The organism is Shimia sp. R9_3 (assembly GCF_017743755.1).
GTDB lineage: Bacteria > Pseudomonadota > Alphaproteobacteria > Rhodobacterales > Rhodobacteraceae > Shimia.
Genome location: NZ_JAGHRP010000001.1, coordinates 684,990 through 702,174 on the forward strand (window position 1 = coordinate 684,990; position 17,185 = coordinate 702,174).

Annotated in this window: 23 protein-coding genes; 12 read left to right on the forward strand and 11 right to left on the reverse strand. The window is 58.9% G+C overall.

Features of this window, described 5'->3' with window-relative positions; all coding sequences use genetic code 11:
* Positions 1 to 86 precede the first annotated feature (86 nt).
* On the forward strand, positions 87 to 452 hold the full coding sequence (locus J7412_RS03120; protein ID WP_209077000.1) for a hypothetical protein: 366 nt from the start codon (positions 87 to 89) through the stop codon (positions 450 to 452).
* A gap of 8 nt (positions 453 to 460) precedes the next feature.
* On the opposite strand, the gene J7412_RS03125 is transcribed toward J7412_RS03120, so the two are convergent.
* The 4 genes from J7412_RS03125 to J7412_RS03140 all read right to left on the reverse strand — a co-directional run bounded on the left by J7412_RS03125 (position 461) and on the right by J7412_RS03140 (position 4,626).
* A complete protein-coding gene (locus J7412_RS03125) occupies positions 461 to 1,633 on the reverse strand; it encodes a lytic murein transglycosylase (protein WP_209077003.1) in 1,173 nt (390 codons plus the stop codon).
* A 64-nt stretch (positions 1,634 to 1,697) separates the two neighbouring features.
* On the reverse strand, positions 1,698 to 2,606 hold the full coding sequence (gene cbiB, locus J7412_RS03130; RefSeq protein WP_209077006.1) for an adenosylcobinamide-phosphate synthase CbiB: 909 nt from the start codon (positions 2,604 to 2,606) through the stop codon (positions 1,698 to 1,700).
* The gene (locus tag J7412_RS03135) at positions 2,603 to 3,586 is read right to left on the reverse strand and encodes a threonine-phosphate decarboxylase (protein ID WP_209077009.1); all 984 of its coding nucleotides are present in this window, start codon (positions 3,584 to 3,586) and stop codon (positions 2,603 to 2,605) included. Before J7412_RS03135 ends, cbiB begins: the two co-directional genes overlap by 4 nt.
* A gap of 65 nt (positions 3,587 to 3,651) precedes the next feature.
* A complete protein-coding gene (locus tag J7412_RS03140) occupies positions 3,652 to 4,626 on the reverse strand; it encodes a glutathione S-transferase family protein (protein WP_209077012.1) in 975 nt (324 codons plus the stop codon).
* A gap of 251 nt (positions 4,627 to 4,877) precedes the next feature.
* Between J7412_RS03140 and J7412_RS03145 the strand changes: the two genes are divergently transcribed.
* Positions 4,878 to 5,231 (forward strand): hypothetical protein, encoded by a 354-nt coding sequence (locus tag J7412_RS03145; RefSeq protein WP_209077016.1) that lies wholly within the window; start codon positions 4,878 to 4,880, stop codon positions 5,229 to 5,231.
* 55 nt (positions 5,232 to 5,286) lie between these two features.
* Here the strand turns inward: J7412_RS03145 and J7412_RS03150 are convergent, their stop codons facing one another.
* Entirely contained in the window at positions 5,287 to 6,459 is a 1,173-nt protein-coding gene (locus J7412_RS03150) for a MalY/PatB family protein (protein WP_209077019.1), read from the reverse strand.
* Between the two features lie 262 nt (positions 6,460 to 6,721).
* On the opposite strand from J7412_RS03150, the gene def (J7412_RS03155) reads away from it, so the two are divergent.
* The 7 genes from def (J7412_RS03155) (at position 6,722) to J7412_RS03185 (ending at position 11,650) form a co-directional block, all read left to right on the forward strand.
* Entirely contained in the window at positions 6,722 to 7,234 is a 513-nt protein-coding gene (gene def, locus J7412_RS03155) for a peptide deformylase (RefSeq protein ID WP_209077022.1), read from the forward strand.
* Positions 7,231 to 7,734 (forward strand): peptide deformylase, encoded by a 504-nt coding sequence (gene def, locus J7412_RS03160; protein ID WP_209077024.1) that lies wholly within the window; start codon positions 7,231 to 7,233, stop codon positions 7,732 to 7,734. Before def (J7412_RS03155) ends, def (J7412_RS03160) begins: the two co-directional genes overlap by 4 nt.
* Positions 7,731 to 8,225 carry a peptide deformylase gene (gene def, locus J7412_RS03165; protein ID WP_209077027.1) on the forward strand — a complete coding sequence of 165 codons (495 nt, stop codon included), beginning with the start codon at positions 7,731 to 7,733 and terminating at the stop codon, positions 8,223 to 8,225. The genes def (J7412_RS03160) and def (J7412_RS03165) overlap by 4 nt, the downstream gene beginning before the upstream one ends.
* A 37-nt stretch (positions 8,226 to 8,262) precedes the next feature.
* On the forward strand, positions 8,263 to 9,168 hold the full coding sequence (gene fmt, locus J7412_RS03170) for a methionyl-tRNA formyltransferase (RefSeq protein WP_209077029.1): 906 nt from the start codon (positions 8,263 to 8,265) through the stop codon (positions 9,166 to 9,168).
* Positions 9,169 to 9,410: 242 nt separating this feature from the next.
* On the forward strand, positions 9,411 to 9,647 hold the full coding sequence (locus tag J7412_RS03175) for a hypothetical protein (RefSeq protein WP_209059180.1): 237 nt from the start codon (positions 9,411 to 9,413) through the stop codon (positions 9,645 to 9,647).
* A 147-nt stretch (positions 9,648 to 9,794) separates the two neighbouring features.
* Positions 9,795 to 10,853, forward strand: coding sequence for a glycosyltransferase family 2 protein (locus J7412_RS03180; RefSeq protein WP_209077031.1), 1,059 nt, complete (start codon positions 9,795 to 9,797; stop codon positions 10,851 to 10,853).
* 29 nt (positions 10,854 to 10,882) lie between these two features.
* A complete protein-coding gene (locus tag J7412_RS03185) occupies positions 10,883 to 11,650 on the forward strand; it encodes a class I SAM-dependent methyltransferase (RefSeq protein ID WP_209077033.1) in 768 nt (255 codons plus the stop codon).
* A 9-nt stretch (positions 11,651 to 11,659) separates the two neighbouring features.
* Here the strand turns inward: J7412_RS03185 and rnhA are convergent, their stop codons facing one another.
* Genes rnhA through J7412_RS03205 form a run of 4 tightly spaced genes read right to left on the reverse strand, consistent with a single transcriptional unit; the run spans position 11,660 to position 13,822 of the window.
* Complete coding sequence (gene rnhA / locus J7412_RS03190) at positions 11,660 to 12,118, reverse strand: ribonuclease HI (RefSeq protein WP_209077035.1); 459 nt, start codon at positions 12,116 to 12,118, stop codon at positions 11,660 to 11,662.
* Entirely contained in the window at positions 12,111 to 12,716 is a 606-nt protein-coding gene (locus tag J7412_RS03195; protein ID WP_209077037.1) for a class I SAM-dependent methyltransferase, read from the reverse strand. Before J7412_RS03195 ends, rnhA begins: the two co-directional genes overlap by 8 nt.
* Positions 12,713 to 13,327 carry a LysE family translocator gene (locus tag J7412_RS03200; RefSeq protein WP_209077039.1) on the reverse strand — a complete coding sequence of 205 codons (615 nt, stop codon included), beginning with the start codon at positions 13,325 to 13,327 and terminating at the stop codon, positions 12,713 to 12,715. The genes J7412_RS03195 and J7412_RS03200 overlap by 4 nt, the downstream gene beginning before the upstream one ends.
* A 42-nt stretch (positions 13,328 to 13,369) precedes the next feature.
* On the reverse strand, positions 13,370 to 13,822 hold the full coding sequence (locus J7412_RS03205) for a DUF3429 domain-containing protein (protein ID WP_209077041.1): 453 nt from the start codon (positions 13,820 to 13,822) through the stop codon (positions 13,370 to 13,372).
* 88 nt (positions 13,823 to 13,910) lie between these two features.
* Here J7412_RS03205 and J7412_RS03210 point away from each other — a divergent pair, with 88 nt between their 5' ends.
* Positions 13,911 to 14,165 (forward strand): hypothetical protein, encoded by a 255-nt coding sequence (locus J7412_RS03210; RefSeq protein WP_247743728.1) that lies wholly within the window; start codon positions 13,911 to 13,913, stop codon positions 14,163 to 14,165.
* A gap of 95 nt (positions 14,166 to 14,260) precedes the next feature.
* On the opposite strand, the gene ispH is transcribed toward J7412_RS03210, so the two are convergent.
* Complete coding sequence (ispH, locus tag J7412_RS03215; protein WP_209077043.1) at positions 14,261 to 15,220, reverse strand: 4-hydroxy-3-methylbut-2-enyl diphosphate reductase; 960 nt, start codon at positions 15,218 to 15,220, stop codon at positions 14,261 to 14,263.
* 118 nt (positions 15,221 to 15,338) lie between these two features.
* Between ispH and J7412_RS03220 the strand changes: the two genes are divergently transcribed.
* A complete protein-coding gene (locus J7412_RS03220; protein ID WP_209077045.1) occupies positions 15,339 to 15,812 on the forward strand; it encodes a cytochrome c in 474 nt (157 codons plus the stop codon).
* Positions 15,813 to 15,889: 77 nt separating this feature from the next.
* Here J7412_RS03220 and J7412_RS03225 read toward each other — a convergent pair whose 3' ends face one another.
* On the reverse strand, positions 15,890 to 16,465 hold the full coding sequence (locus J7412_RS03225; RefSeq protein ID WP_209059248.1) for an NYN domain-containing protein: 576 nt from the start codon (positions 16,463 to 16,465) through the stop codon (positions 15,890 to 15,892).
* Positions 16,466 to 16,621: 156 nt separating this feature from the next.
* On the opposite strand from J7412_RS03225, the gene folK reads away from it, so the two are divergent.
* Positions 16,622 to 17,182, forward strand: coding sequence for a 2-amino-4-hydroxy-6-hydroxymethyldihydropteridine diphosphokinase (gene folK, locus J7412_RS03230; protein ID WP_209077047.1), 561 nt, complete (start codon positions 16,622 to 16,624; stop codon positions 17,180 to 17,182).
* The last annotated feature ends 3 nt before the right edge of the window (positions 17,183 to 17,185 follow it).

Sequence of the window (17,185 nt, forward strand, 5' to 3'; positions counted from 1 at the left end):
ATTTTTGGCAGAATGAAGAGGCTCACCGCTTTGTGACGCAGCAACTCCGCCCGCTCGGTTTAAGGTTGCGGCATGGAGGATGCGTGATGCGGATGATGATCGGGGTTTTGATGCTGTTGGCCGCGCCAGTGGCCGCACAGGACTGGAAAACCCAGCCCGGCGACACAGCTTTTGACAGCGCAGGCCTGACCGAGCGCCTGTCAGGACAGACCTTGGTTTTCTTTGACAATGGGCGGTCGGTCTTTGAAAGCAATGGCCAGTATCAATACACCTATGGCGGTGGCGGGACCTGGTACGGCCATTGGAAGGCCGCCGCGGACAGCACGTTTTGCGTGACTTTTGTCACCGGCGTGGAGCGCTGTGACCGCATTGTTGAAAACGGCGGCCGCCTCGTGCTGCAGACCAAAGACGGCATGCGCTTTCCAGTGCGCGAGGTTGTCGCGCACTCCTGATCCAGCTTTTAGAGCGCGTTCAGCAATTGCTGCGTGGGCCAGGCATCCGCAGGCAGGCCCAACCGCTGTTGTTCCGCCTGCACCGCACGGCGGGTCAGCTTGCCGAGAATGCCATCCACCTTGCCAACATCATGGCCGCGCGCCTTGAGTTTGGTCTGCAATTGCTTCATTTGCGCGCCGCTCAGACCGGGATCGGCATTGCCCGCGTCATAGCGCGCCGCCCCTTCCAGACGGGTGGCAAAATAGGCCGCAGTGGTCACATAGACAAAGCTTTGGTTCCATTCAAAATACACATTGAAGTTGGGATAGGCGAGGAAGGCCGGTCCCTTGCGCCCTTGTGGCAGCAACAGTGACGCAGGCAGGTTGGCCAGCTGTCCTTCGCGGGGTTTCACCCCCATCTTGGCCCATTGTTTTGCAGGCAATGTGGTGTCCAGCCCGGACTTGGACCAATCCAGATTGGCGGGCACTGTGACTTCCTGCAGCCAAGGCTCGCCCGCGCGCCAGCCGAGATGGGAGAGCATCTTACCGCCAGACATCAGCGCATCCTGCGGCGATGTCTTGAGGCTCACTTTGCCGTCGCCATCACCATCCACGCCGTTCTCGATGATGTCTGCTGGCAGCATCTGCACCATGCCAATCTCACCGGCCCAGGCGCCTGTGGTTTTGGTCGGGATGAAGTTGCCGCGTTTGTACAGCTCCAGCGCCGCAAACACCTGTGGGCGGAACAGCTCCGGGCGACGGCAATCATGGGACAGGGTCACCAGAGAGTTCAACGTGTTGAAATCCCCCTGAAACGCGCCGTAGTCGGTTTCAAATGCCCAGAACGCGAGCAGTACGCCGCGTGACATGCCATATTGGCGCTCGATACGATCAAAGGTGCTGGCATATTGCTGCGCCTTTTTGCGGCCAACATTGATGCGGTTCTGGCTAATCAGGCGCTGGCTGAAATCCAGAAACGGACGTTGAAACACGCCTTGGCTGCGGTCCGCTTTGATGGTGGCCGGGTCTTGGCGCACATTGGCAAAAAACGCGTTCACCGTGCTTTTGTCATAGCCTTTCGCGCGGGCTTCCTGCTTCAGACCGCTGACGAAGCTGTTAAACGACCCGCCGCATTGCGCGATTGCGGTGCTGGCGGTGGTGATGGAAAGAAACGCGGCGGCAAGCGCAGGCAAAAGACGCATCTGAAAGTCCCTGAAGCAAAATTTGCGTTCAGACATAGCCAGAGGCGTCTGGCTGGGCAAGCGCTCAGAGCAGGGCCAGTATCAAGGCTGCCGCGAGCGTGATGCCCCAACTGCGCCACAGCGCGCCACAGGCGGCGTCCACATCATCGGGCCCGAGTTCTTTGCGGCCCTCAGGGTTCACAAAGGGAAAGCTCTGCATCTTGCCGTCATAAGCACGCGGCCCCGCCAGAGAGATGCCGAGCGCGCGGGCCATGGCGGCCTCAGGCCAGCCCGCATTGGGCGAGCGGTGCAGGCGCGCATCCGCTTTGATGGCCTGCCACTGGGACAGCCCTGCATGGCTGGCGGCAATCAGGGCTGCGGTGATGCGGGCAGGCACCCAGTTCAGCACGTCGTCAAGCCGCGCAGCGGCCCAGCCAAAGTGCAGATATTTCTCAGAGCGGTAGCCGATCATGCTGTCTGCGGTGTTCACCACCTTATAGACCAGCAGGCCGGGCAGCCCGCCAATAAGGAACCAGAAGGCCGGGGCAATCACCCCGTCGCTCAGGTTTTCCGCACCGGATTCGATGGCGGAGCGCGCCACCGCACTTTGATCCATATGGGCGGTGTCGCGGCTGACAATCCGCGCCACCATGCGCCGCCCATCCCCGAGCGACAGCCGCAGCCCGTCGCCCACGGCGCGCACATGATCCACCAGTGAGCGCTGCGCCAGCAGGATCGCCGCGATCAGCAGCTCCGGCAGCCAGCCAAACAGCCCAATCACCTTGCCAAGCACCATGGCGCCGATGACCAGACCAACCACCACAAGCGCGCCTTTGACGCGGCCAGCCTCACCGGTGTTGAAGCGTGCATCGGCGAGGCCAATCACTCGGCCCATCAGAACCGCCGGATGGGGCAGGCGTTGCCAAAGCCAGCGTGGCTCCCCAAGCGCGGCATCCAGAAGCATCGCACCAACCAAAACACATGCCGTGCTCATGCGCCTGCCTCCATTGTTGTCAATGCATTCTCAAGCTGTCCCAAGCGATCCGGCGCAGGCAGGCCAAGGCGCAGGAATGTCTCCGAATATGGGAAAACCCGTGTCCAGATGTGGTGTTCAGCGAGTTGTTCCTGCCATTTGGCTGCATCCGGCACGTCATAGAGACGGAACAGCGTGGTGCCGCCCACAACCCGCGCGCCTTTGGCTGCCATCAGCGCATCCAGACGGTCACTGTCTTTGCTCAACCGCGCGCGTGTATCCGCGGCCCAGCTGTGATCCTGCAACGCCGCTGCACCGGTGCGCAACGCCGGGCCGGAGACTGCCCAGGGGCCGCTCAGGGCGTTTAGCTTGGCGATGGTGTCAGGTGTGGCAATCGCAAAGCCGAGCCGCATCCCAGCCAGCCCCCAGAACTTGCCAAAACTTTTGAGCACGATCCGCCCCGGCTGATCGGCCAGATGCACGAGGCTGTCATCCGGGCAGACGTCACAAAAGCTTTCGTCGATCACCACCAACGGCGCATCCACATCTTCTGCCTGCCAGCGTTTGCCGGTGGGGTTGTTGGGATGTACTAGCACCCGCGCATCAGGTGCGCTGTTGCCAAAGGCCCAGCCCTGCGCGGCAAAGGCGGCGGCATGTTCATTGTAGGTTGGGGCAGGGATGTCCACGATGCCCGCTGGCATGAGAGCGGGAATACGTGCGATCAGAGCCGAGGCCCCGGGAGCCGCAAGGATCGCAGCACCCTCCGGCACCTGCCAGAAATCCCGCGCCGCGCGGATCAGCGCATCCTGCGCCGCCTGATCTGGCAGATCATTCCAATCCGCTGCGGTAAACTCTGGCAAAGGATAGGGCACAGGGTTGATCCCGGTGGAGAGATCCAGCCAATTGTCGCGCGTGCCACCCCATCTGGCCACCGCTGCATCAATGCCGCCGCCATGATCGCGCGGCAGCATGACTGAAACCAATTCTCTTCCCGCCTGCATCGCGCCGCGCTCCTCTTCGTTCAGAGCGCGGCTACACCACGAAGGCGGCGTTTGGCAAGCGGTGCTCAGCCGCGCCCGTGCGGTGCGTCAAAATCCAGTACCGGATTGATCGGCACAATACGGTGCGGATTGATGCTTTCATGGCTGCGGTGATAGTGACCCACGATGTGATCCATGTTCACGGTCTCAGCCACACCTTCCACTTGATAGAGCTCGCGTGTGTAGCCCCAGAGGTTCGGGTAATCGATCAGGCGTTTGCGGTTGCATTTGAAATGCAGGTGGTAGACCGGATCAAAACGCACAAGCGTGGTGAAGAGCCGCCAATCCGCTTCGGTGATGTGATCGCCCATCAGATAGCGGTTTTGCGACAAGCGCTCTTCCAGCCAGTCCAGCGTGTCAAACAACGGATGCACAGCGGCGTCATAGGCCGCTTGTGAGGTGGCAAAGCCGCTTTTGTAAACGCCATTGTTGACCGTGTCATAGATCCGCACGTTGACCGCTTCGATCGCGTCACGCTCGGCCTCAGGCCAGAAATCCAGTGTATTGCCGGTCAGCCCGTCAAAGGCGCTGTTGAACATGCGGATGATCTCGGAGCTTTCATTGCTCACAATGGTTTCCCGCTGTTTGTCCCAAAGAATTGGCACGGTCACGCGGCCTGAGTAGCTCGCATCCGCCTTGGAATAGAGACTGTGGGCAAACGGCAGGCCATAAAGCGTGTCGCCTGTCGCGCCGGCATCGTCTTTCTCAAAGGTCCAGCCTTCGCTCAGCATGTCGGGATGCACCGCCGAAATGCTGATGTGATCCTCAAGCCCTTTCAGCTTGCGAAAAATCAGCGTGCGATGCGCCCAAGGGCAGGCATAGGACACATAAAGGTGATAGCGACCGCTCTCGGCCTTGAAGCCATCCGTGCCGCTGGGCCCGGAGCTGCCATCCGCGGTGATCCAGTTGCGAAACTGCGATTGCGAACGCACAAATTTGCCGCCCGTGGACTTGGTGTCATACCATTGATCGGTCCATTTCCCATCAACCAAAAGCCCCATGGCGTGCTCCCTTCCGAGGTGGTGTCGTCATCGATGTTGCTCAGTAATCTAGTGGCCACAGCGGCGTCATAACACCGGCATACCCGCGCGCTGGCTGCGCATTTTTGCACAGAAGAACCGGGTAAGACCGCTTGGGATATCGCGCTTTTACAAGGCGTTGCCTTTCCGAACGGTGGCGTATGTTTACAAAATCTTCGCTTGACCCAGCTCTAATGGGTCGCGACGATGGAGGCCGATTTTGGAGATTCTCGATGAGTACATTCGTTTCCGCTGAAGTGCAGGCTGGCCTGGATGCCGCCCGCAAGAAAGCCCTGAAACAGCGCCATCGCCTTCGTATAGAAGCTGATGGTCAAAGCATTCGTGTGCTGCGTCATTGGGAAACCGGTTTCACGCTGGATGCCGAAACCGCACCACATCTGCGTGGGCTGGTTGATCTCTATGACGGCAGCAAACACCTGTTTCAATGTCTGGTGATTGCCGCAGATGAAGAACACGGCGAAATGCGCTATGAGTTCAAGCGCTCCACCCCGGCAATGGAACGTGCGCCGGTCGATTTTTATCAGGAAGAGCCCTCGCCGGTCGCTCTGCTGGAACAGCAGAGCTGATCCGCACTGCAGTTAGCGCCCGGCCCGTTTGAGTAGCGAGCAGGGCGCTTTTGTTTTACTGCATATCAGCGAATGCCGCGCGCAGACGGCTTGCGGCCTCTTCCACGCGCGCCCGCGGCGTGGCGATATTGAATCGCAGGAAGTTCTCGCCGCCTTTGCCAAAGGTTGGCCCGTGGTTCACCGCGATGCGGGCATCTTGCTCCACCCGTTTGGTGAACTCGGCCCGCGACATGCCGGTGTCGGTGAAATCCACCCAGCTGAGATATGTCGCCTCAAGCGGCATGGAGGCCACGCCCGGAATATCCGCAATTGCCGCATCCAGAATCTTCCGGTTGCCATCCAGATAGGTGATCAGATCATCCACCCAGGCGGCACCATCCGGCGAATAGGCCGCTTCCGCCATGAACAGGCCAAAGCTGTTGGGCGACAGTCCAAGCGCGGCCATGCGGGTGGCAAACTTGGCGCGCAGCGCCGGGTCCGGAATGATCACATTGCCGGAATGGCTGCCCGCGATGTTGAACGTCTTGGTGGTGGCGGTCATCATCACCAACCGGTGCAGAATGCTCTCATCCACGTTGGTCATCGGGATATGGGTGTGCCCCGGGTAGACCAGATCGTGGTGGATTTCATCAGACACCAGAATGAGATCGTGGCGTTTGCAGAAATCGGCCACGCCTTGCAGCTCTTCGCGGGTCCAGACACGGCCACCGGGATTGTGCGGCGAACACAGAATGAACATGGTTTCATGTCCCTGCATCTGCGCATCCCAGGCTGCAAAATCCATCTCATAGCGCCCCTCGTTCAGCGCCAGCGGGCATTCCACCACCTCGCGGCCTGCCGCAGTGATGACCCGCGCAAAGGCGTGATACACAGGCGTGGTCAGCACAACGCCATCGCCCGGCTTGGTAAAGCTGTCCACACACATGCCGGTGCCATTCACCAGCCCATGGGTGGTGAAGACAGATGCCGGATCCACCTCCCAGCCGTGCCGGGTCTTCATCCACCAACAGATCGCTTCGTTATACGCGGTCTCATCGCCGTAATAGCCATAGATGCCCTGCGCTTGCATTTTGGCAATTGCATCCGCCACACATTGCGGCGGGCGGAAATCCATATCCGCAACCCACATGGCGATCCCGTCATCGGCCGGCACGCCATAGATCTGCTCCATCATGTCCCATTTCACAGAGTGGGTGCCAAAACGGTCGATGATTTCGTCAAAACTCATGTGGTGCGTCCTTTGCTTAACATCGCAAGGCACGCTAGCGAAAAGCGGGCGCGGCGCAACCCATCTTGCAAAAAACCCACATCTGCGCTCTTTGGAATTGAGGATATTTTGTCTGATGCCGCTCTAGTGAATTGTAATTGCGCATCTATTGAGGGGCTCGCGGGCGGTCTGTGTCAGAAAAGCCGCTTTCTCCAGCCTTTGGGCGCTATTGCACGGAGCCTAACCCGTTGCGCGCAGGGCGCGTCTGTCCTAGATGAGGGCCATGATTAAGCCCATTCTCATCCACCCCGATCCGCGCCTTAAAAAACTCTGCGCGCCCGTTGCCGATCTGAGCGACGATCTGCGCACATTGGCCGAAGACATGCTGGAAACCATGTATGACGCGCCGGGCATCGGCCTGGCCGCGCCGCAGGTTGGCGTGCTTGAGCGCCTGATCGTGATGGATTGCATCAAAGAGGGCGAGCCGGAACCGGTGGTGATGTTCAATCCTGAGGTGCTGTCCAGCTCTGAGGATCTGAGCGTCTATGAGGAGGGCTGCCTGTCTATCCCGGAGCAGTTTGCCGAAGTCACCCGCCCCGCTGAAGTGCGTGTGGGCTGGATCGATATGGATGGCAATCCGCAGGAGAAAGATTTCGATGGCCTTTGGGCGACCTGCGTGCAGCATGAAATCGACCACCTCAACGGCAAGCTCTTCATCGATTATCTTGGCCCGATGAAGCGCCAGATGATGACCCGCAAGTCTCAAAAGCTGAAGCGCGAGCTGGCACGCGGATGAGCATTCTGCCGCTGGTCTTCTATCCCGACGCGCGGCTGGCGCAGCCCTGCGCCCCGGTAACAGATCCGGTCACCGACGAAGACCTGCGCCCCCTGATCGCAGATATGTTTGACACCATGTATGCTGCTCCCGGTCGCGGCTTGGCCGGGCCACAGGTGGGCGTGATGAAACGTGTCTTTGTGATGGATTGCACCTGGAAAGAGGGCGCAGACACGCCAATGACTTTTCTCAATCCGGAGATCATCGCGCAGAGTGAGGATGAGGATACGCTTGATGAAGGCTGCCTCTCGATCCCTGATCTGATGGTGCCTGTTGTCCGCCCCGCGGCGATCACAGTGCGGTGGATGGATGAGCTTGGCGGCACGCATGAGCGTAATTTTGACGGCTTTGAAGCCCGCTGCATTCAACACGAAATGGATCATCTTGACGGCCGCGTGACGCTTGATCACCTATCCGAGCCCGCCCGCACCGAGATTTTGCAAGGATATACCGCCCCATGACTGTTCGCCCCTGCCTGCCTTGGCCAGACAAACGCTTGCGCACCGTTTCCGAACCCGTGGCAGAGATCACCGATGAGGTTCGTCAGGTCTGGGATGATCTGATTGACACCATGTACGCCATGCCCGGCGTTGGCATGGGCGCCAACCAGATTGGTGTACTCAAGCGCCTGATCGTGGTCGACGCCACCGAAGAGGGCAATCAGCCGATCCGCATGGCCAACCCGGAAATCCTGCACGCCTCGGTTCAGCCGCGCGAGCATGAAGAGGCGAGCCCGAACCTTGTGGGTGTTTCTGCCAAAATCTCCCGCCCCCGCGCGGTGACCGTGCGCTATATGGATGAGTCCGGTCAGACCGTTGAGAAAGACTTTGTCGGCCTCTGGGCCACCTCCGTGCAGCACCAGATCGACCACATCAACGGCAAGATGTACTTTGATCACCTTAGCAAAACCAAACGCGCGATGTTGATCAAAAAAGCTCAGAAACGCCGCTGACGCCCAACTTCCATTCCACGCCCGCAGGAGCCAAACCATGCGCATTCTTTTCATGGGAACCCCCGATTTCTCAGTTTCCGTGCTTGATGCTCTGGTGGAGGCAGGTCACGAGATCGCTGCCGTTTTCTGCCAACCGCCGCGCCCGGCGGGTCGAGGCAAAAAAGACCGCCCAACCCCGGTCCATGCCCGCGCACTGGAACTGGGTCTTGAGGTGCACCATCCCAAAAGCCTGCGCACCGATGAGGTGCAACAGACCATCCGCGATCTGAAGGCGGATGTGGGGGTTGTGGTGGCCTACGGCTTGCTGCTGCCCCAAGCCGTGCTCGACGCGCCGACGCAGGGTTGCCTGAACATCCACGCCAGCCTTTTGCCGCGTTGGCGCGGCGCTGCCCCCATCCATCGCGCCATCATGGCGGGAGATGCGGAAACGGGTGTGTGCATCATGCAAATGGACGCGGGGCTGGACACCGGCCCCGTGCTGCTACGTCGCGACCTCACCATTGGCACCGAGGAAACCACCGCAGAGCTGCATGACCGCCTCGCGGTCTTGGGCTCCGGCGCCATTGTCGACACGCTTGCGGCATTGCCCGAGCTGACAGCCACGCCCCAGCCAGAGGAAGGCGTCACCTACGCCGAAAAGATCGACAAATCCGAAGCGCGCATCGACTGGTCCGCCCCGGCGGCTGAGGTGGACCGCAAAATCCGCGGCCTCTCCCCGTTCCCCGGCGCTTGGACGGAGATTGAAGGGCAACGGGTGAAACTCCTCGCCTCCCGCCTCGCAGAGGGGCAGGGCGACGCCGGCACTTTATTAGATGATGCGCTCACCGTGGCCTGCGGCGACGGCGCTGTGCAACTCCTGCGCCTGCAACGCGCCGGCAAAGGCGCGCAGGATGCCGAAGTGTTTCTCCGAGGCTTCCAGCTCAGCAAGGGTGATGTGATCTAGGAGCGTCGCTCAATTAGGCGCCCGGTGTTTCAGCATTGGTGGACTGCCCAACATCGCCCACACGCCCGCCACTGCGTTTTCTCATTCGTCAAATATCCCGGGGGTGCGGGGGCTGGCCCCCGCGAAATCCAACGTCGCGCATCTTTCCGATGCTCCCGGCCCCAAGGCCATCTCTTGCCCCGCTGCGCGTTTTGCCCAATCGTAGGCCGGTAAATACACCGCTAGCACGCCCATGAGGTCTCATGTTCTTTGCCTTCTTCGGAACCGTCATCATCGCCGGAATCATCGGCTATGCCTCAGAGCGCATCCGCTTCACGCATAATGGCTACATCCCATCGATCATCATTTGCATTGGCGGGGCGTTTTTGTTTTTCATGATCAGCCGCATGTTTCACATCGGTTTTGGCAGCCCGGGCATGAATGCGATCGTGTCTTCCATCGGCGCGCTCATCATCGTGCCAACCCATTACCGCCGCTAAATCCCGGCACACCGGTGCCCCGAAAGACACAAGCGCCTGCGCTACATTAAGAATTTCTTAAAATTGTAGACCGTTGGCCAAAACCTCGATTATGCTCGATTCATATAAGCGGCACCAAAGCCGCATGCTTTATTGAGGCGAGCAAAAATGGCGATTTTGGGTTTTGGCAGCGATTCCGCTGCGCCAAAGGTCACGGTTGTGACCACCATGAAGGACGAAGGTCCTTACATTCTTGATTGGGTTGCGCATTACAAGGCCCTTGGTGCAACTGACATTGTTGTGTTCACCAATGACTGCAGTGACCCCACCGACCAGATTCTGCGAAATCTCAACAGGCTGGGCTATGTCCATCACCGGTTCAACCGTGTGATGCGTCGCGGGCCGCACAAAAGCGCGCTGATGTGGGCGGAACAAGAACCTGTGGTGCGCGATGCGGATTGGCTGCTGGTGGTTGATGTGGACGAATACCTCGACATCAAGGTCGGAGACGGCACTTTCAAAGCGCTGATCGATCATCACAAAGGCGCAGATGCGATCTCTCTTGTGTGGCGCATCTTTGGTAACGCGGGAATTGAGCACATCTCAGACCGCCCTGTGCCGGAAGAGTTCGTGAAGTGCGAAGGGGCCGAAGTTAACCCACAACGCCGCAGCCGCTTTTTTAAGACTCTGTTTCGCAACAACGAGAAATTCAACCGCATGGGGGTGCACCGTCCGTTTCTTGAACGCGGCGCCTCAGATATTGTCTGGATCACCGCTGATGGCACGCGCATTCCCGATGAGAATATGCCCGGCGCGCTCCATGTGAGTGACGGCTATGGCTATGAAGTTGCACAGCTCAATCACTATGCTTTGCGCTCCAAAGATGCGTTTTTGAACAAGCAGCGCCGAGGGCGCGCCAATCATGTCGGCGGGAACCTCAAGCTCGCCTACTGGAAAAAATTTGATCGCAACGAGGTAGAAGATCACAGTCTGGCAGAAGGCTTCGCCAAAGCCCTGCCGATCAAAGAAGCGATGCTAGACGATCCTGTTGTCCGTAGACGGCATGAAGAGGCGATTGAGGGCGCGCGGGCTATGGCCAAAATGGCGCGTAGAAAACGCCCAGGCCGCGCCTTTGTTGTGCATCTGGATCGCATGCTTTCCGGCGGGCACATACCCGATGAGGAGGAGATCGAACTCTCAAGTGATGGCACCGATCAGGCGGCCTAAGACGATAGAAACGCAGTTAGGAGAATATCATGGCAATCCCTGACACGCTCGCCGTGCGACTTATGAATGTCGTAGGCGATCACGAACTTGGCGGCGATTTTTTAATGCTGGGACGTCAGCGCTGGGTTGGGAGCCGTCGCAAGCGTTCCGCCCGACTGTTTCAAGACACGATTAAGGCGCGTTTTCCGGATCTGTCTGAGGAAGATTTCGCCAGCCCGGACAACAAATACTCCGAAACCTTCTTTGAGCGTTTGGGCTTTGATCAGGTGGACAGTATGGATGTCTCTGATTTTGAAAATGCCAGCATCGTGCAGGATCTTGCCGGTAAGCTCCCCAAAAAACTGCGTGGGCGTTTTGATGTGATCTATGATGGCGGCACATGCGAGCATGTCTTTGATCTGCCAACCGCTTATCGCAACATCGACCGGATGCTGAAGCCCGGTGGCGTTTTGATCGGGCACAGCCCGTGCAACAACTGGATAAACCACGGATTTTATCAAATCACGCCGGAAATGGTGTATGGGTTCTGGGAAAAAACGCTCGGCTATGAAGTGCTCGAATGCGAATTGCAGCCGTTGCTCCCCATGTTTGCGCACCGGAGCGTAGGGACAACGAACCCCAACGAAACCGGGGTGCGTCCCCGTTTGCTTGGCAAACTGCCTGATGGCCCGGTCATCTTATCATACGCTGTTCGCAAACCGCTTCAGAAGCGCGCTGATAAAGGCACAAAGGTCTATCAGACGGACTATCAGGCGCGCTGGACTGAGGGCGAAGAACAGCAGGCTGTCGCGGTATAGGGTTGAGCGCTACTTTCCGGCCTTAAACGGGGCCATGCCTTCACGAGCAAGCTCGTCGGCGCGTTCGTTTTCCGGATGGCCGGCATGGCCTTTGACCCATTCCCAGGTCACAGAGTGGCGCGCCTGCGCCGCATCAAGCCGCTGCCACAGCTCAACATTTTTCACCGGCTTCTTGGCGGAAGTCTTCCAGCCGTTCTTCTTCCAGCCAAAGATCCAGCCGGTGACACCGTTCTTCACGTAGGTGCTGTCCGTCACAACCGTGATGGTGCTCGCGCGTTCCAGCGTTTCAAGCGCCATGATCGCGGCCATCAGCTCCATCTTGTTGTTGGTGGTCTCCGGTGCCCCGCCAGACAGATCACGTGACTTGATCACGGTGTCGCCATCCTTGGCCTGCAACAGCACGCCCCAGCCCCCTGGACCCGGGTTTCCAGAACATGCGCCATCGGTATATGCAATCAAATCAGCCATGGGCGGTCAGTATGACAAATGTGTCGTCGCCGCCAGCCAATCCTTGGCCATTGCCCCGCCTTTTTCGGATGACCGTAAAGCCCGCCGCTTCCAGCAGGCCAATCAGCTCTGCCTCGCCGTAGTAGCTGTAAAACCGCCCCAAGCGATCCCGCGCCTCAGCCTCACCCAGCTTCATGCCGATATGAAATGCGCCGCCGGGTTTGAGCGCCCGGTACACCCGAGCCAGATGCATCGGGAAGTCAGCACGGGGCGCATGCAGCAGGCTGAAATTGGCCCAGATGCCATCATATTTGGCCTCTGCCGTCAGATCTTCAAACACGCCCACTGCCACGTCCAGATCAAACCGCTCTTTGGCCAGTTTCGCCATCTCTGGTGAGGCATCCATGGCCTCAACCCGATATCCCGCATCACGGATCTTGGCCGCCCACTGCCCGGGGCCACATCCCAGATCCAGCACCAGCCCGTCGTCGGGCAACAGTTCAAACAGCGCCTTGAGATCGCTGAACTGATCGATGTCGCCCTCTGCGACCTTTGCAAATCGCTCCGCATAGTCCTCGGCGGCTTGCGCATAAACCTGCATGGTTTCCTTGTCGCTCATGCCCGCTCCAGTGCCAGACGTCCGGCCAGCGCCACAAACAGCGTGGCAAAACTGCGGTTAAGCCAAGCCATCACTCGCTCACTGCCCAAGAGTGCATCCCGTGCCTTGGCCGCAAACAATCCATAGAGCACAAAAACGCCGAAGGTCATCGCCATGAAAACCCCGCCGAGCAAGGCCATCTCTGCGGTGGCGCTAGCAGGAATGCCGCTCAAAAAGGGTGGCAGCAGTGCGAGGAAAAACACTGAAAGTTTCGGGTTCAGGATATTGATCAATGCTCCGCGTCGCGCAATCACTGCGCCCTTTTGCACCTCGCGCTCAGCACGCACGCGCAAGGCGCCATCGCTGCGCAGCGCCTGCCAGGCCAGATACAGGAGGTAAGCCACCCCCGCGAATTTCACGACATTGAAGAGCACCGCAGAAGTGTGCAGCACTGCCGCCAACCCCAATGTGGCGGCCAGCAAATGCGGCAAAATACCAGCTGTGCAGCCAAGGGCTGCCCAGATCGCGGCACGCGACCCTTGGCCGAGCCCCATGGCCAACGTGTAAATCACCCCGGTGCCGGGCGCGATCACCACCACAAAAGCGGTGATCAAAAACTGCAATGACATCATCCTAACTCCTCCACTCGGCCACAAGCGCAGCGCGCCATGCGCTCAATAAACTACGCTGATCGCCAGACAGCTGACCACAACCGCTGTCAGGATCAGTCGCAACCGCATCCACCATGGCGGTGTCAGCCCCCATTTGAAAAACGCATAGTCCAGAAGCAGAAGCCCAGCGAACCCAAACAACAGATTGGTCCCTGCACTCACAGGTCCGCCGCCGGTCATAGAAAACGCCCAGAGTGCCGGAACAACCGAGAGCGCATAGCCTGTCGCCGCCCGTCCGCCTTCCGCTTTGGTGGCAAAGCCCCACAACACGCCGGACATGAAGCTTAAAATGATCGCACCGTAGTAGAGCTGGATGTAAGGCCCGACAAACCGCGGTCCCAGAGCCTGCGTTCCCCAAAGCGCCAGATCCGGGTTCAGGTAGGACAGCGCCCCCCAGACAAACGGGATCAATCCGGCCAGCCCCAGTGCCAATGGCGCCTTTGGAATGCCTAACATCTTCACCTCTCTGCATTTTTACTGTTTCGTCACGTCAATATGCACGCGATCTCTTCCGTGCCCATAGGCAATAAACTACCCAAGCGTGATGACGATCAATAGACTAAACACACGCGCGCTGCTGGTGCTGACCATTACGCAGCTCATAGGCGCCACCGTCGCTGCCGCGCAACCTTGCCACCCCAGCTACAAAGGCGCGTGCCTGCCGCCAAATGGTCCGGACGTGGATTGTGCCGGTGGCAGCGGAAATGGCCCGATTTATGTCCAAGGCCCCATTCGGGTTGTCGGGCCTGATCCGTATCGGCTGGACGCTGATAAAGACGGGATCGGTTGCGAGAAATAGTACGCGCAGCGCTGTATGTCGCGGCGCATAGGCACATTCCCCAAGGGGGCAGTTCAGTGTCCGTGCAACAGGTGCTCCCCGCTTCTGCAAGGACGTTAAGAGGCAGATTCCACATCGCGCAGCACGCGCGGCACTTTGAAGTTCACCCGCTCCACCGCGGTTTCCACGATCTCGACCGTCACGTCAAAACGGTCGCGAAAGGCGTCGATCACCTCATTCACCAGCACCTCCGGTGCGCTGGCACCGGCGGTGATGCCAAGAGCAGAGATCCCTTCCAGCGCACGCCAGTCGATATCTGTGCTGCGCTGCACCAACTGGCTGTAATCACAGCCGTTTTTCGCACCCACTTCCACCAGGCGTTTGGAGTTGGAGGAGTTGGGCGCGCCTACAACCAGCATCGCATCCACTTTGGGGGCCACTTCCTTCACCGCTTCCTGACGGTTGGTGGTGGCGTAGCAGATGTCTTCCTTATGTGGGCCCACAATATTGGGGAAGCGCTGGTTGAGCGCGGCCACAATGCCTTTGGTGTCATCCACCGAAAGCGTGGTCTGCGTCACGAACGCGAGCTTGTCAGGATCGCGCACATCCACATCGGCCACATCCGCCTCGGTTTCCACCAGAAGCACCTCACCATCTGGCAATTGCCCCATAGTGCCAATGGTCTCCGGATGCCCGGCGTGGCCAATCATGATGATCTGTAGCCCGCTTTCAGAATGGCGCTCCGCCTCAATGTGGACCTTGCTCACCAACGGGCAGGTGGCGTCCACATAGATCATATTGCGCCTTTCAGCTTCCGCCGGGACCACCTTGGCCACACCATGGGCCGAAAAGATCACCGGACGGTCATCCGGGCATTCGTCCAACTCTTCGACAAACACCGCACCTTTGTCGCGCAGCCCGTCGACCACATATTTGTTGTGCACGATCTCATGGCGGACATAGACCGGCGCACCCCATTTCGTGAGAGCCATCTCTACGATCTTAATGGCCCGGTCCACTCCGGCGCAAAAGCCGCGCGGGGCAGCAAGGTGAATGGTCAGAGGCGGCTTGCTCATCGGCTCAACTCCACATTGGTCGTTTCCCACAGGTAGTGATTTCCCAGCGCGCCGTCCAGTGCTTGACCTTCCAGTGTGGGAGGCTGCTAGCAGCGGGCAAACGACGAATGGAGAGGTCATGTCTTTCAAGCAAGCAACCGTCGCAGCTGCAGCCACTGTCGCTGTCGCCGCGATTGTCTGGCAATTTGCCTTTGGCGCTTCAGACGCGGATGCCGCCGCCTTGCGGCTGCCTTATGACGAGGCCGCGCGCGTTGCGCAGGGCGCAGAACTTTATGCCGAGAATTGCGCGGTCTGCCACGGCGCGGCTTTGCAAGGCGCACCCAATTGGCGCGAGCGCGATGTAGACGGTTTGATGCCAGCCCCGCCGCATGACGCAAGCGGCCACACCTGGCACCATCCAGACGAGGTGCTCTTTAGGATCACCAAATTGGGCACGGAGGCAGTTGTGGGGCAGGGCTATCAAAGCAATATGCCGGGATTCGCTGACAGCATGGCCGATCAGGACATTCTGGATGTGTTGGCCTTTATCAAAAGCACCTGGCCCGACCAGGTGATTGAAATGCACAACAGCATGAACGCGCAATCGGAATGACTGTGTCCATGTGACCGGACAAAGAAAAACCGGGGCGCACAGCACCCCGGTTCGATTCTATCTCTTGTGTGGCAGGCTCAGTTGCCAACCATCTCCGCTTCGCGGCCCGGCTCTGGCATCGGGTCACGCGGTGGGCGTCCGATAACCTCGCGCAGCCCGTCGAGCTCGATAAAATTATCGGCCTGACGACGCAGCTCATCGCTGATCATTGGCGGCTGGCTGCGGATCGTTGACACAACCGATACGCGCACGCCCTGACGCTGCAAGCTTTCCACTAGCGGCCGGAAATCCCCATCTCCCGAAAACAGCACAATGTGGTCCACATGCGGCGCGAGCTCCATAGCATTCACCGCCAGCTCGATATCCATGTTCCCCTTGACCTTACGGCGGCCCTGAGCATCGGTGTACTCCTTGGCAGCTTTGGTCACCATGGTGAAGCCGTTGTAATGCAGCCAATCAACCAGAGGTCGAATTGGCGAATACTCGTCATTTTCTAATAGCGCGGTGTAGTAAAACGCACGCAACAGCTTACCACGGCGCATAAATTCCTGCCGCAGAAGCTTGTAGTCGATATCGAAACCGAGCGACTTGGCGGCCGCGTACAGATTCGAACCGTCTATGAACAGCGCAAGCCGTTCGTCTTTGTAAAACATCAAAATGTCCTTTCTGGCTCTGTCGCGCTTGGCATGTCCCGTGAGTGAAATTATTTGGATAGGCGCGACAGCGTTGTTTAAAATATAGGTATCTTTCCGGGCCTTCAAGCGCTCGCGACATATCGCCCATAACTCGCGTAATTCGGAGCTACTTAAGTGAGCAGATACGGCCTCTTAGCCCTCGGCGGCAACTTGCCATCTAAATTCGGGACTCCCAAAGAAACAATAGTTCAATGTATCAAGGTATTGAGTGGTAATTCCATCCATATTCGCGCAATCAGCCGATTCTATCAAACCCCTTGTTTTCCGGCGGGGGCTGGGCCTGATTTTGTGAATGCGGCAGTTGCCATTCACACGGATTTGAACCCGCGCGAGCTTCTTGTGTGTTTGCATGACATCGAAGCAGAGTTTGGGCGCGAGCGTCTCACACGCTGGGGCACACGTCCACTGGACATTGATCTTATTGCGCTGGACGATCTGGTGCTGCCGGACGCCGATGTGCAGACCCGCTGGCGGCAGCTGGATCTGCAGACACAGGCCACCAAAGCGCCCCAGGAACTGATTCTCCCGCATCCGCGCCTGCAGGACCGCGCCTTCGTTCTGGCCCCGCTTCTGGACGTCGCCCCGCACTGGCGGCACCCGCTTATTGGCCTCACGGTGGCAGAAATGTTTGCCCAATTGCCCGAAACCGAGCGCAATGAGCCGGAGCCTCTGTGAATC